This window comes from Paludibacterium sp. B53371 (assembly GCF_018802765.1).
GTDB lineage: Bacteria > Pseudomonadota > Gammaproteobacteria > Burkholderiales > Chromobacteriaceae > Paludibacterium.
Genome location: NZ_CP069163.1, coordinates 1,728,817 through 1,741,040, shown reverse-complemented (window position 1 = coordinate 1,741,040; position 12,224 = coordinate 1,728,817). Strand labels below are relative to the sequence as shown.

Below are 12,224 nucleotides of genomic sequence, written 5' to 3'. Positions count from 1 at the left end.
TCAGGCGTGCTGGTGAATCTGCACGCCATCTTCCAGCTTGGCGCGCCACAGGCCCTGATTGAAAGCAGCAAGCAGGGTTCTGGCGCGACCCTCTCCCAGGTCCTCGAAGGCGCCATCGGCATTGAAGAACTCGCGCAGCTCGGGGATGGCGGACAATTCGTCGGCATCCATCATGGCAAAACCCATCGACCAGCGCCCGAAATCGCGCTTGCTGATCGGCTCGCAGATAATCTTCGACACCAGCATATGGCGCTGATCATGGCTGATTTTGTCATACAGGGCTTCGACTTCGCTCTCGTCACCTTCCAGAATCTGGAAGAAGGAGCCCTCGCGATACAACAGCAGGCCGGTGATGTCGTGCTGGCTGTTATTCTCGCGGCAGGTTTTCAGCAGCGACATCAACTCGGCAGGCTGCACCTTGGTCTTGGCCGCGCTGCAATAGATCATGTGCACCAGTTTCATGATGATCTCCCGGGGCATGGGGCCCTTGGTCTGAGTTTAGACTAATTAATCGAAAATGGATTAATTACATATCTCAATCAATGGGATAGCCGATGTCTTTGGCAAATAACCTGTGGTTCTCCAGCACCGTTTTCAGCCACTCGGCCAGCGCGGGCACCCCCGGGTTGACACCCGCATGTCGCGGATAGCTCATCCATACCGGCACGGGCGCCGGGCTCCATGCCGTCAGGACACTGACCAGTTGACCGCGTGCCAGCGGCTCAGCCACCTCGGCCAGCGGTGCCTGGATCAGGCCCATGCCGGCCAGGGCGCAGGCCAGCAGGTGATCGCGCCTGTCGACGCAGAGGCGTGCCGACCGTGGGATCGGCCAGTCTTGCCCCTGTCGTGGCCAGCGCCAAGGCACCGACTGACCGGTGGGGTGCTCGCGGCAGGGTACGAACTGATGTTGCACCAGATCCTGAGGGGTTTGCGGTGTGCCGAAGCGGGCCAGATAGTCCGGGCTGGCGCAATGGATCATGAGCAGTGCGCCCAGTGGTTCGTGCCTCCAGTCGGATGATGTCGTTGGCTCAAGCTCAATGCGGCCATCCAGTGCATCGGCCTGGCTGGCCGATGGCTGCTCGTTGCTGAGCAGGTTCAGGCTCAGGGCCGGATGACGGGCCAGGAAAGTCGGCAGGGCCGGCAGCAGCATGCTGCGGGCAAAGAGAGCGGGAGCCTCGATGCGCAACACACCTTGCAGGGGCGGTGGCTCGGTGTTCAGCTGGCCGGGCAGCGCCGCCAGCTCGGCCAGAATCTGCCGGCAATGGCGCAAGGCCCGGACCCCGTCACGCGACAAGGCGACCCGGCGGGGGGTACGGTGAAACAGACGGGTTGACCACTCTCTTTCCAGCTGCTGAATGGCGGCGGAAATGCTGGTTCGCGGCATGGCCAGTGTGTCGGCGGTGCGCGTAAAGCTGCCTGTTTCGGCCACCTGCACGAAGACCCTCATCGCATCGATACGATCCATGCTCATTCCTCGAATATGCTTTGGTGATAATTTATGTAAATTATTTGAAGCTTTTGGAATGAGTGGCGCGTGGAAGGTTCCCGAGCCAGTGGCCCGTGTGCGGCAATAGGCCTCGCGAGTGCGGCGTGACGGGCTACAGCGCGGCCAGCAGACCCTGTACCGTTGTCGACAAATGCCGTGCACAGCGCTCAATGCTGCCTTCTGCCGTTCCCTGGTCTTCACCGCGTTCATTGATCAGGTTGCTGATGGCGCGCAGCGTGAGCATGGGGGTCTGGCCAAAGCGGTGCAAGGCACGCGCAACGCCGGCACTTTCCATTTCAATGACCCCTGACCCCTCGGCCTGCATGCGCGGGAAGTGGGTCGCTGGTACCGGAAAACTATTGCTGCAGAAAATGGTGCCGGCATGGACTTCCGGCAGCTGGCAGGCCAGACGCAGCAGTACGGGATCGCACGGCCACTCGGTTTCCAGCTGACGCTGCGTGTTGTCATTGTGCAGGCAGTGTTCGAACGGTGTGCCCTGCAGGATGGCGGGCAAGGTCAGCAGATCCATGTTGAGGATGCGGGACCCGGCGACCACGTCCCCGACCCGCCAGCCAGGCCCGACACCGCCGGCGGTGCCGCACATCAGCACGCACTCGGGTTGCCAGGCACGCAGGGCCGCCGTGGTGGAGATGGCGGCTTCCTCGGTGCCGACACCTGTGCAGGCCAGGCAGATTTCATGGTCGAGGCAAGACATGGTGCGCGCCGATGCCAGGCCGGGGATGGCTGCGGTCTGCCATGCCCCTTGCTTCGCCAAATGCTGGTGCAGTGATGCCGCCTCGGCCGCAAAGGCGGCCATGATCAGAATTTTCATGGTCTTCCCCTGGTGTCCTGTCTCTGTATCGGGGGACATTGTAAAAGGAAAACCATGCCGGCGGCTTTCAGGCCAGGGCTTGCTGCCATGACTGCAGGCGAATGTCGCTGCGGGAGGTGAGCGCATTCAGCGCGATGGCATGCAGCATGGGGCTGACCGTCGTGCAGCAATCGGTCAGGATGCTGACCTCGTAGGGGGCGGCCGCCTGGGACAGTGCCGTATGGGTGACGCAGTTCTGCGTCATCATGCCGCAGACCAGTAGTTCCTTGACCTGCCATTGCTGCAGCAGCTCGCCGAGCCCGGTCTGGTGAAAGCTGTCGGCAAAGCGCTTGACCACGATCGCCGCATCCGGTGCTGCCGCCGTGATGCGCGGGTGCAGGGCCACGCCATGGGTATCCTGGTTGAAGAAGGGGGAAAGGCCCTTGGCCGGATCGGCAATATGCTGCACCAGAATGACCGGGATCTGCTGCGACCGCGCACTGGCGGCGGCCTGTTCGATCTGCTGCAGTGTCGCCTCGGCATTGGCCAGCTCGAAAGCACCGCCCGGGAAGTAGTCGTTCTGAATGTCGATGACCAGCAGGGCGCGTTGGCAGGTGGGCATGTTGTTTCCTTTCGATGAGGTGGTGGTGTGCTGATTGTGCCCGGCTTGCAATCGATCAGAGAGTGGCCCGAATGACAATAAACGATATAATCGGGCCAATTCACTGTCTGGTGTCTGGATGACGATGCGTATTGCCGTGCTGGCTTTCCCCGGGATCAGCCCGTTCCACCTTTCTGTGCCCTGCGTGGTGTTCGGTGACATGCGCACCCAGGCGGATGACTGGGTGCTGCAGGTGTGCGCCGAGAGCCCGGGCTTGCTTGATACTTCGGTCGGTCTGGCGCTGGGTGTCGAGCATGACCTGTCGGTGCTGGTGCAGGCCGACATGATCATTGTGCCCAGCTGGGACCCTGAGGTCCTGCCTTCGGCCAGCCTGCTGGCAGCCCTGCGCCAGGCGCACGGGCGTGGTGCACGACTGGTTGGCCTGTGCCTGGGGGCCTTTGTGCTGGCGCATGCCGGCGTGCTGGATGGTCTGCGCGCCAGTACGCACTGGGCCTGCGCCGAGGAGTTTGCCCGGCGATTTCCGCAAGTGGTACTGGATGAGCGGGTGTTGTATGTCGATGAAGGTCAGGTGGTGACCTCCGCCGGCACCGCCGCCGGGCTGGATTGCTGCCTGCATCTGCTGCGGCAAATGATCGGCGCCGAACGAGCCAATAGCGTTGCCCGGCGCCTGGTGTTATCCCCGCAGCGCCAGGGCGGGCAGGCGCAGTTCATCGAACAGCCCTTGCCGCGTGCCGAAGGGGATATGCGGCTCAGCGGGCTGATCGACTGGGTGCGGGCACACCTTGCCGAACCGCATACGCTCGACAGCCTGGCGTCGCGGGTGTTGATGAGCCGCCGTACCTTTACCCGTCATTTCCGTCGCCTGACGGGTACCACGGTCGGGGCGTGGTTGCTGAATGAGCGCCTGGGGCAGGCGCAACGCCTGCTTGAGCGGCGCACCCTCAGTGTTGAGGCCGTGGCCCTGCAGGTCGGCTTTGCCGGCGCGGCCTCACTGCGGCAGCACTTTCGCCAGCGATTTGGTGTGTCGCCACAGCAATGGCGTCAGGCATTCGCTGCTGTGCCGGGACAGAACGCCCCATGATGCATCCGCTGTGGCTAGAATGGATGGATCAAACGGAGGGCTTGTCATGCGTGGCTATCAACTGACGTTCTATACCCAACAAGACCGCTTGCAGCACGGTTTGCCTCTGGCGCAATGGCTGCTGCAGCAGGCGCGCCAGCTTGGGCTGAAAGGCGCCACCCTGCAAACCGCCAGCGAAGGCTTCGGTCGCAGTGGTCATATCCAGGCCAGTCACTTCTTTGAATTGTCCGGTCAGCCGCAGGAAATCACCATGGCGGTGACTCAGGCGGAGGTCGATGCCATGTTCGCCTTGCTGGCCAGCCATCAGGTCAATGTTTTTTATGTATTGACGCCGATCGAATACGGTCTGTCGGCAGACAGGGTGCCGGGCGAGTAATGGCGCTGCCAGCGCAACGCCACCACGCGTCCAGACTCAGGCACAGAGCAGTGCCCCGTGGCGAATGATGCGGGCAGCATGCTGCTGTGCCCAGCGCTGCAGGCTGTTCAGCTGTTGCGCCGCCCAGCGCTGGGGCTGAAGATGCACAAAACCGGCATGCAGATCCTGTGGCAGTTCACTGCCCCAGGTTTCACGCGCCAGACTGATGCCCACATGCAGCCCCTGGCGCTGAAAGCTGGCGGCTGGCTCGCATTGCGGTTCAATCACCACCGCCACATGACGCGCACTCAAGCCGAGCTGCTGCAGGGTGGTGGTGGCTTCCAGGGCCTGCTCGCCAGGCTGCAGAGGCAGGTGCAGCGGACCTTGCCGCTCTGCCAGCAAAAAGTAGTTGCAGGCATGCAGTTGCTGCCACAGCGCCTGAAGCGCGCGTTGTGCCGCGGCATCGTGACGCAGGATAAGGCGCAGCGTCTGTCCGTCCAGCGAGCGGCCATCGGGGGTGCCGATCCAGCTGCGGGCCAGGGTGCCGGCAGCGCGTCCCTGCATATCGCGCAAGGGAATCAGCCGGCTCTCGATGCGGTATTTGAGAAAGCGGGCCACCAGCCGGTCACGCTCCAGCGCCATCGGGTGGCTGCCCCGGCCGCTCTGCAACCAATGCGCCAGCTGTTGCCGGAGGCGTGCCTGCAAATGCGTATCACAAGGTGCCTGCGGTTGATTGGTCCACATGACACACTCCTTTCCTTGTCAGGGCCGGTCGAGTTCGGCTCGACCGGCCGTTTGCGACCTCAGCCACCCATGGCGACTTCAAACACTTTGTAGATCACCATCAGCACGGCCAGCACCAGATAACCGCGCAGCACGGCCATCCACAGCTTGTTGCTTCTGGACAGGCGCATGGCCGGCAATTTGTGCAGCGGCGGCATGCGCCAGTTGCCGGAGTCTTGCCGGCCGGCTGCCGTGAGGCGGCCGGCGCCATGCTCGGCCTCCTTGCGCAGGCGCAGCACCTGTGACGCCACGACGACCAGCAGGGCCATGACCCCGCCGCCAACCAGAATCTCGGTGATGGTTTCGCCGCTGATCGTCGGCCACAGGACCGAGGCTGTCAGGATGATGGACAGAATGACCAGCGCCGCAACGATCAGGGCGGTAAAGAGGTTGGTCCGGTTGCTGTTGACCCACGGGCCGAGTACATCCTTGTCGTTACACAGAATCAGCAGGAATACGGTTGCCGAAGGCAGCAGGACGCCGGCCAGCGTCTGTACCGCATTGGTCAGCAGGCCCAGCGGGACGCCGGGGATCAGTACCAGGGCGGCCGCCGCGGCAATCAGCAGGAAGTACACGGCATAGAAGGCCTTGGCATCACCGGGTTTGCGGTGCAGCGAGTGTTTCATGCTCATCACGTCTGCCAGGGCGTAGGCGGTTGACAGTGACACGGCACTGGCCCCGATCAGGCTGGCGTCAATCAGGGCGATGGCGAACAGGATGCCTGCCAGCGGGCTGTGGTAGTGGGCAAGGCCGGCAGCGACGGCCCCCGTGTCCTGGAAGTTGCCGAACTCCGGCTTGCCGGCAAAGATACCGGCGGTAAAGCTGATAATGGCGATGGCGCCGATGAGGACCAGGATGATGCCGAGCCACAGGTCGGCACGCTCATATTTGATGAAACGCGGGGTGATGCGCTTGTCGATGACGTAGCTTTGCTGGAAAAACAGCTGCCAGGGAGCGATGGTGGTGCCGACGATGGCAATGATCAGCAGCATCACGTCCGACAGCTTGCCGCCGGCGGGCAGGCCGGGAACGAACAGGTCGCGGGCGATCTGGCCCATGGGCGGGTGAATCATGAAGAACAGCGGCACCAGCAACAGGCTGAGCAGCACCAGTACCATGGAGAAACGTTCAAAGCGGCGGAAGTCGCCGGTACTGACCGCCATCATGATCAGCACCGCCGAGGCGATCACCCCCCATTCCTTGGGCAGCCCGAGGAATTGCATGGCCAGCGTGATGCCGATGAATTCAGTGACGATGGTCAGGGCGTTGAGCAGGAACAGGTCAATGGCGCTGAAAGCGCCCCAGAATTTGCCGAACCGCTCCAGAATCAGTCTGGCGTGGCCGACGCCAGTGACGGCTCCCAGACGCAGCACCATTTCCTGATTGACGTACAGGACCGGGATCAGCAGTGCCAGCGTCCACAACAGGCTGGTGCCGTAGTTCTGTCCGGCCTGGGCGTAGGTGCTGAAGCCGCCGGCATCGTTATCGCCGACCATGACGATCAGGCCCGGACCGAGAATGGCCAGCAGGGTGCGCAGGCGATGCCACCAGCCGGTGCGCTTGGCGTGATCGCCCTGCCGGATGGTGCCGAATGCGCCGCGGATGTCACCGAGGTGGGCGCTGTCCAGGACGGCGCTTTGTGTGTTTTTTTCGCTCATTGTCTACTTCTCTTCGATTCGAATGCGTGGGGATACCCGACATGTCGACCGGACAAGGCGTCTTGATGTTTGCTGACCGTCGCGTACTGCGGCGGCAACATCAAGCCGTCCTGAAAGTCTGGACAAACAGTGGGGGGAACTGTGCGCCGGTGGCGCGGGATCGGGTCACGCTGAAGGGGGGGGGGCAGGCGGGGCAGGGTCAGATACTGCACTTGCCTGGCGGTCCGTTGCCGGTCAGCGTGACCGATCGACTACAACTGGGTTCTTCCATGGCTGGCTCCCGGGTTCAGTGACTCGCCAGGCCGGCAAGGCGACGAATCAGTTGTTGAAAGAAATGGGTGAGGCCGACACGCGAGGCTTGCCGGTCGCGGCGAATGTCTGCCGCCAGAAGGGATCCGTAGTTCATGATGCGCTCCAGTAAAATGCCAATGTCAAAGCCATGGCGCCGCAGATGGCGGTGCCATGGTCGTTCACGGCCAGTGCCGATCCGCCACGACAGGGTGAGCGGACGTGCCAGGGGCCGTGATGGGTTGTCTGCCTCGCCAGCGGCGCTGCAGAACGATCATTTCAGTGTGGGATGCGCGAAAAACGAAGGCGCACCGCCTTGCCTGCGACAAGACGGTGGCTGATGAACAGCGGTGGTCTTGCCGGGCTTAGATGTGGTCGATGCAAGATCGACTAGGACTGCTTTCCAAGGCCGGAGCCCCCTATATCATTGAGGAGCGTGAAATATACGCTTCGGGATTTAAAGGTGTCAACAGGGTATGACCAATCAATTTTGCGATGCAGCAACGGCGTGGTGGTGCGCCAGGCGGATCAGCCGCTGGTTGGCGGAACCGCGCCAAGGCAGGGTGGTGGGCTGGGCCTGCAGGTAGCGTCCGTCGATCAGCACGTCGACCCATTGCAGTAAAGGCAGCTCGGCAATTTCTTCATGACGGTAGCCGGTCCACAGCCAGATGTCCTTGTCCGGATAGCGTTGCTTGAAGCGCTGGCACAGATCCTGGATGGCCTCGCGGTTGGCCGGGTGCAGGGGGTCGCCGCCGGACAGGCTGAGGCCGTCATGGCGCGCCGCCAGCTGCAGCAGACGGTCGCGCACCTCGGCGGTGAAGGGGTGGCCGGCCTTGCGATCCCAGGTGCTCTGGTTGTAGCAGCCCGGGCAGGCATGCTGGCAGCCGGTGACGAACAGCGTCAGCCGGATGCCTTCGCCGTTCACCAGGTCGTCAGTGTAAAAACGATCATAGTTCATGGGCTTGTGCACTTCCCAGATGCTTGACGCGCCGCATGACTTCTTTTTGTTTGCCGGCATTGAATGGTCGCGCATTGGGGCTGCCCAGATAGCCGCAGACACGGCGGGTGACGGACAGCGAGGCGCTGTCGCGATTGCCGCACTGCGGGCAGGTGAAGCCCTCTGATGTTGCCAGGGCTTCGCCCATGAAGCCGCAGGCACCGCAGGAGTCGACCGGGGTGTTGGTGCCGAAATAGGGCACATGTTCGACAGCATGGTCCCAGATGCGCTCCAGGGCCTTCAGGTTGTGCTGCATATTGGGCAGTTCGACATAGCTGATGTGTCCGCCGCTGGCCAGCTCGGCATAGCCGCTTTCAAAGGCGATTTTCTCGAACGGACTGACCTTGCGCTGCACGTCGAGGTGGAAGGAATTGGTGTAATAGCCCTTGTCGGTAATGTCCGGCAGGTCGCCAAAGCGCTGCTGGTCGAGTTTGCAGAAGCGATGGCACAGCGACTCGCTGGGGGTGGAGTAGAGCGAGAAGCCAATGCCTGTCTCTTCGCGCCATTGCTTGGTGGCCTGGCTCATGTGTCGCACGATGCCATGCAGGAAATCCTGCGCCGCCGTACTGTCCGCCGGATGAACGCCAAACAGCAGCCGGCCCACTTCGTGCAGGCCGATATAGCCCAGCGAGATCGAGGCACGGCCATCGCGGAACAGCGTCATGATGTCGTCGTCCGGTGCCAGACGCGTACCAAACGCCCCTTCGGTGTAGAGGATGGGCGCGATGTTGGCCTTGACGCCTTCCAGGCGGTGAATGCGTGTCATCAGGGCGCGGCGGCAGATCTCGAGACGCTCGTCGAGCAGGCTGGTGAAGCGGCTGCGGTCTCCTTTGGCCTCCAGGGCGATCCGGGGCAGGTTCAGGCTGACAACCCCCAGGTTGTTGCGGCCATCGAGCACTTCCTTGCCCTCGGCATCGTGCCAGACCGACAGGAAGCTGCGGCAGCCCATCGGCGAGACCGGCACGCTGGAGCCGGTAATCTGCCGGTTGAGTCTGGCCGAGATGATGTCTGGGTACATGCGTTTGGAGGCGCACTCCAGTGCCAGTTGTTTCAGATCGTAATTCGGGTCTTGCGGACGCAGGTTGATGCCTTCATCGAGGAACATGACCAGTTTGGGAAAGACTGGTGTCACGCCTTCCTTGCCGAGTCCGCGGATGCGCACGCGCAGGATGGCTTGCTGAATGGCGCGTGCCTGCCAGCTGGTACCCATGCCGAAAGAGAAGGTGACGAAGGGTTGTTGGCCATTGGAGCTGAACAGTGTGTTGATTTCATACTCGCAGGCCTGAATGCCGTCGTAGGTTTCTTTCTCGGTGCGCTCGCGGGCATACCGCTCCGGCTCGCTGATGCCGTATTCACGGGCAATGAGCAGGTTTTTCTCGTAACTTTTCTCGACGTAGGGGGCCAGTGTCAGGTCGATATTCGGAATGGTGGTGCCACCATACTGGTGGCTGGCGACCTGGGCGATGATCTGCGCCGTGACCGCGCAGGCCACGCCGACCGATTTCGGGCTCTCGATCTTGGCGTTGCCGAGGCGGAAGCCGTTTTTCAGCATGCCCTGCAGGTCCACCAGGCAGCAGTTGGTGAATGGCAGGAAGGGCGAGTAATCCAGGTCGTGATAGTGAATATCGCCCTGCTGGTGTGCCTGCAGGATGTCCTTGGGCAGGAAGGTGCTGGCGAACTGGCGCGAAACGATGCCGGCCATCAGGTCACGCATTACCGGAAAGACGTTGGCATCCTTGTTGGCGTTCTCGGTGGTGGCCTCTTCATCGGTCTTGTGCACCAGCCCCATCAGCTTGGCATGCAGGGCCGAGCCCTGGGCGCGAATGGTGTCGCGCTCATGGCGGTATTCGATGTACACCCGGGCCACATCCGGATAGTGGTGCATCAGGGCGTCTTCGACGCTTTGCTGCAGGGTGGGAATGTCGATCAGATCCTGTGGCTGTGCTCGGCATGCCTGCTCGATTTCATCGGCAATATGACCGGCCAGGGCGCGCGGTGCCGGATAGCCGGCGGCTTGTGCGGCACGCAGGCAGGCATCGGCAATTTTGCTGGCATCGTAGGGCACAATCGCGCCATCGCGTTTTTTGACCTGAAGCATGGGTAATTCTCTCGTCTGTACGGAAGGGGGCTGCTGACAGGCGGTACTCTAGGGGAATTTTCCGGCAGGCGGGAAAGAGAATTTGCAAAATGTAGCGACTGAATTTGAGTTTCATCAAGATATTGTGTTTTGCGCTGCCTGAGCCGGGCTTTTGTCTTTATGTGAAGCAATAAGCTCCGGCGGCCAGCAGTGGATTTGGGTATCATAGCCAACCAGATTATTCGCCCGCCGTGAGTGCGGGTGTTGCGACAGGAGCGGGTATGTTTACCGGGATTGTGCAGGGCATGGGCGAGCTGGTCGCCGTGGAACAAAAACAGGATTTTCGTCGTCATGTCGTCCGTCTGCCGCAGGACATGCTGGCGGGACTGACGCCGGGGGCGTCGGTGGCGCATAACGGCTGTTGCCTGACCGTCAGTGCCATTGACGGCGATCAGGTGGCTTTCGATCTGATGCAGGAAACCTTGCGGGTGACCAATCTGGGGGGCTTGCATCCCGGAGATCGCGTCAATGTCGAGCGCGCTGCGCGTTTTGGCGACGAGATCGGCGGTCATGCCATGTCGGGGCATATCTATTGCCAGGCACGTGTCAGCGAGGTGATTCGCACCCCGGACAACCGTACGCTGTGGTTCGACATGCCCGCCGGTGCCATGAAGTATGTGCTGACCAAAGGCTATATCGGCGTGGATGGGGCCAGTCTGACCATCGGCGCCGTGCAGGAACACCGTTTCTGCGTACACCTGATTCCTGAAACCTTGCAGCGCACCATTCTGGGCGTGCGCGAGGTCGGGGATCTGGTCAATATCGAGATTGATCCCCAGACCCAGGCGATCGTGGATACGGTCGAGCGGGTACTGGCCAAGCAGTGATCAGACAGAACAACGATAAAGGATAGTGAGCATGGCGATTTCTCCGGTGCAGGACATCGTGGCCGATATCAAGGCGGGCAAGATGGTGATTCTGGTCGATGCAGAAGACCGGGAGAACGAGGGTGATCTGGTGATGGCGGCTGAGTTCGTGACGCCGGAAGCCATCAACTTCATGGCCAAATTCGGTCGCGGCCTGATTTGCCTGACCCTGAGCGAGGATCGTTGCCATCAGTTGAACCTGCCGCTGATGGTGAGTCGCAACGGGACTTCGCATGGCACCAATTTCACGGTCTCGATCGAGGCGGCCAGTGGCGTAACCACCGGCATTTCCGCTGCCGATCGCGCCAGAACCATTCTGGCTGCCGTCGCGCCTCAGGCCCGGCCGGAGGATCTGGTTCAGCCGGGGCATATTTTCCCGCTGATGGCCCAGCCGGGCGGTGTACTGGTGCGTGCCGGCCATACGGAAGCCGGCTGTGATCTGGCGCAGCTGGCCGGTCTGACGCCTGCCTCGGTGATCTGTGAAATCATGAACGACGACGGCACCATGGCCCGCCTGCCGGAGTTGCTGAAGTTTGCCGACGAGCACGGCATCCGCATCGGCACGATTGCCGATCTGATTCATTACCGCAGCCGTACCGAAAGCGTGGTGGAGCGCGTCGGCCAGCGTCCGGTGGATACGCCGTTCGGTAGTTTCGATCTGCATGTTTTCCGTGATGTGCTGACCCGTGCCACGCATCTGGCGCTGGTCAAGGGTACCCCGGTTTGCGAGCGGGAAACCCCGGTGCGGGTGCATGAGCCGCTGTCGGTGATGGACTTGCTGGACCCGGTCTCCGGGCCGCATTCCTGGACCGTGCCCAATGCACTGGAGTACATCGAAGAGCAGGGCTGTGGCGTGGTGATTCTGCTGCACCGCCCGGAAAACGGCGACGATCTGCTGGCCCGTGCGCTGCCGTCCAGCGAGCCGGTACAGGCGGTGTGGGACAACAAGACCTTCGGTATCGGGGCCCAGATCCTCAAGACGCTCGGGGTGGGCAAGATGCGCCTGATGTCCTCGCCGCGAACGCTGCCGAGCATGGCCGGCTTCAGCCTCGAAGTCAGCGGATTTTGCCAGCCGCAACACGGCGGCGTGGAAATGGATTAAAATAAACAGTTCTGCGCTAATTGCAAAAGAGATTGAAC

Annotated in this window: 12 protein-coding genes; 4 read left to right on the top strand and 8 right to left on the bottom strand. The window is 61.9% G+C overall.

Annotated elements, in window-relative coordinates; translation table 11 throughout:
• From JNO51_RS08310 to JNO51_RS08295, 4 genes are all read right to left on the bottom strand, one after another.
• Entirely contained in the window at nucleotides 1-462 is a 462-nt protein-coding gene (locus JNO51_RS08310) for a BLUF domain-containing protein (RefSeq protein WP_215782544.1), read from the bottom strand.
• Nucleotides 463-535: 73 nt separating this feature from the next.
• Nucleotides 536-1,465 (bottom strand): LysR family transcriptional regulator, encoded by a 930-nt coding sequence (locus JNO51_RS08305; protein WP_215782543.1) that lies wholly within the window; start codon nucleotides 1,463-1,465, stop codon nucleotides 536-538.
• 133 nt (nucleotides 1,466-1,598) lie between these two features.
• Nucleotides 1,599-2,318 carry a 5'-methylthioadenosine/S-adenosylhomocysteine nucleosidase gene (locus tag JNO51_RS08300; protein ID WP_215782542.1) on the bottom strand — a complete coding sequence of 240 codons (720 nt, stop codon included), beginning with the start codon at nucleotides 2,316-2,318 and terminating at the stop codon, nucleotides 1,599-1,601.
• A gap of 67 nt (nucleotides 2,319-2,385) precedes the next feature.
• Nucleotides 2,386-2,919 (bottom strand): cysteine hydrolase family protein, encoded by a 534-nt coding sequence (locus JNO51_RS08295; protein WP_215782541.1) that lies wholly within the window; start codon nucleotides 2,917-2,919, stop codon nucleotides 2,386-2,388.
• Nucleotides 2,920-3,037: 118 nt separating this feature from the next.
• Here JNO51_RS08295 and JNO51_RS08290 point away from each other — a divergent pair, with 118 nt between their 5' ends.
• Both JNO51_RS08290 and JNO51_RS08285 read left to right on the top strand, forming a co-directional pair.
• Entirely contained in the window at nucleotides 3,038-4,000 is a 963-nt protein-coding gene (locus JNO51_RS08290) for a helix-turn-helix domain-containing protein (RefSeq protein ID WP_215782540.1), read from the top strand.
• Nucleotides 4,001-4,046: 46 nt separating this feature from the next.
• Nucleotides 4,047-4,376 carry a DUF190 domain-containing protein gene (locus JNO51_RS08285; RefSeq protein WP_215782539.1) on the top strand — a complete coding sequence of 110 codons (330 nt, stop codon included), beginning with the start codon at nucleotides 4,047-4,049 and terminating at the stop codon, nucleotides 4,374-4,376.
• 36 nt (nucleotides 4,377-4,412) lie between these two features.
• On the opposite strand, the gene JNO51_RS08280 is transcribed toward JNO51_RS08285, so the two are convergent.
• The 4 genes from JNO51_RS08280 to nrdD all read right to left on the bottom strand — a co-directional run bounded on the left by JNO51_RS08280 (nucleotide 4,413) and on the right by nrdD (nucleotide 10,179).
• Entirely contained in the window at nucleotides 4,413-5,099 is a 687-nt protein-coding gene (locus JNO51_RS08280) for a hypothetical protein (protein WP_215782538.1), read from the bottom strand.
• A 59-nt stretch (nucleotides 5,100-5,158) separates the two neighbouring features.
• A complete protein-coding gene (locus tag JNO51_RS08275; protein ID WP_215782537.1) occupies nucleotides 5,159-6,796 on the bottom strand; it encodes an Nramp family divalent metal transporter in 1,638 nt (545 codons plus the stop codon).
• Nucleotides 6,797-7,568: 772 nt separating this feature from the next.
• On the bottom strand, nucleotides 7,569-8,042 hold the full coding sequence (gene nrdG, locus JNO51_RS08270) for an anaerobic ribonucleoside-triphosphate reductase activating protein (protein WP_215782536.1): 474 nt from the start codon (nucleotides 8,040-8,042) through the stop codon (nucleotides 7,569-7,571).
• Nucleotides 8,032-10,179: an anaerobic ribonucleoside-triphosphate reductase gene (nrdD, locus tag JNO51_RS08265; RefSeq protein WP_215782535.1), complete on the bottom strand. Its 2,148-nt coding sequence runs from the start codon at nucleotides 10,177-10,179 to the stop codon at nucleotides 8,032-8,034. Before nrdD ends, nrdG begins: the two co-directional genes overlap by 11 nt.
• Nucleotides 10,180-10,439: 260 nt before the next feature.
• Here nrdD and JNO51_RS08260 point away from each other — a divergent pair, with 260 nt between their 5' ends.
• Complete coding sequence (locus JNO51_RS08260; RefSeq protein WP_215782534.1) at nucleotides 10,440-11,045, top strand: riboflavin synthase subunit alpha; 606 nt, start codon at nucleotides 10,440-10,442, stop codon at nucleotides 11,043-11,045.
• A 31-nt stretch (nucleotides 11,046-11,076) separates the two neighbouring features.
• Nucleotides 11,077-12,186, top strand: a complete 1,110-nt coding sequence (gene ribBA / locus JNO51_RS08255; RefSeq protein ID WP_215782533.1) for a bifunctional 3,4-dihydroxy-2-butanone-4-phosphate synthase/GTP cyclohydrolase II — start codon at nucleotides 11,077-11,079, stop codon at nucleotides 12,184-12,186.
• Nucleotides 12,187-12,224: the final 38 nt, after the last annotated feature.

Excerpts from the sequence above, each read along its gene's own strand:
- JNO51_RS08305 (WP_215782543.1), bottom strand. The coding sequence starts at position 1,465 with ATGGATCGTATCGATGCGATGAGGGTCTTCGTGCAGGTGGCCGAAACA.
- ribBA (WP_215782533.1), top strand. The coding sequence starts at position 11,077 with ATGGCGATTTCTCCGGTGCAGGACATCGTGGCCGATATCAAGGCGGGC.
- JNO51_RS08260 (WP_215782534.1), top strand. The coding sequence starts at position 10,440 with ATGTTTACCGGGATTGTGCAGGGCATGGGCGAGCTGGTCGCCGTGGAA.
- JNO51_RS08295 (WP_215782541.1), bottom strand. The coding sequence starts at position 2,919 with ATGCCCACCTGCCAACGCGCCCTGCTGGTCATCGACATTCAGAACGAC.
- JNO51_RS08285 (WP_215782539.1), top strand. The coding sequence starts at position 4,047 with ATGCGTGGCTATCAACTGACGTTCTATACCCAACAAGACCGCTTGCAG.
- JNO51_RS08290 (WP_215782540.1), top strand. The coding sequence starts at position 3,038 with ATGACGATGCGTATTGCCGTGCTGGCTTTCCCCGGGATCAGCCCGTTC.
- JNO51_RS08275 (WP_215782537.1), bottom strand. The coding sequence starts at position 6,796 with ATGAGCGAAAAAAACACACAAAGCGCCGTCCTGGACAGCGCCCACCTC.
- nrdG (WP_215782536.1), bottom strand. The coding sequence starts at position 8,042 with ATGAACTATGATCGTTTTTACACTGACGACCTGGTGAACGGCGAAGGC.
- nrdD (WP_215782535.1), bottom strand. The coding sequence starts at position 10,179 with ATGCTTCAGGTCAAAAAACGCGATGGCGCGATTGTGCCCTACGATGCC.
- JNO51_RS08280 (WP_215782538.1), bottom strand. The coding sequence starts at position 5,099 with ATGTGGACCAATCAACCGCAGGCACCTTGTGATACGCATTTGCAGGCA.
- JNO51_RS08300 (WP_215782542.1), bottom strand. The coding sequence starts at position 2,318 with ATGAAAATTCTGATCATGGCCGCCTTTGCGGCCGAGGCGGCATCACTG.
- JNO51_RS08310 (WP_215782544.1), bottom strand. The coding sequence starts at position 462 with ATGAAACTGGTGCACATGATCTATTGCAGCGCGGCCAAGACCAAGGTG.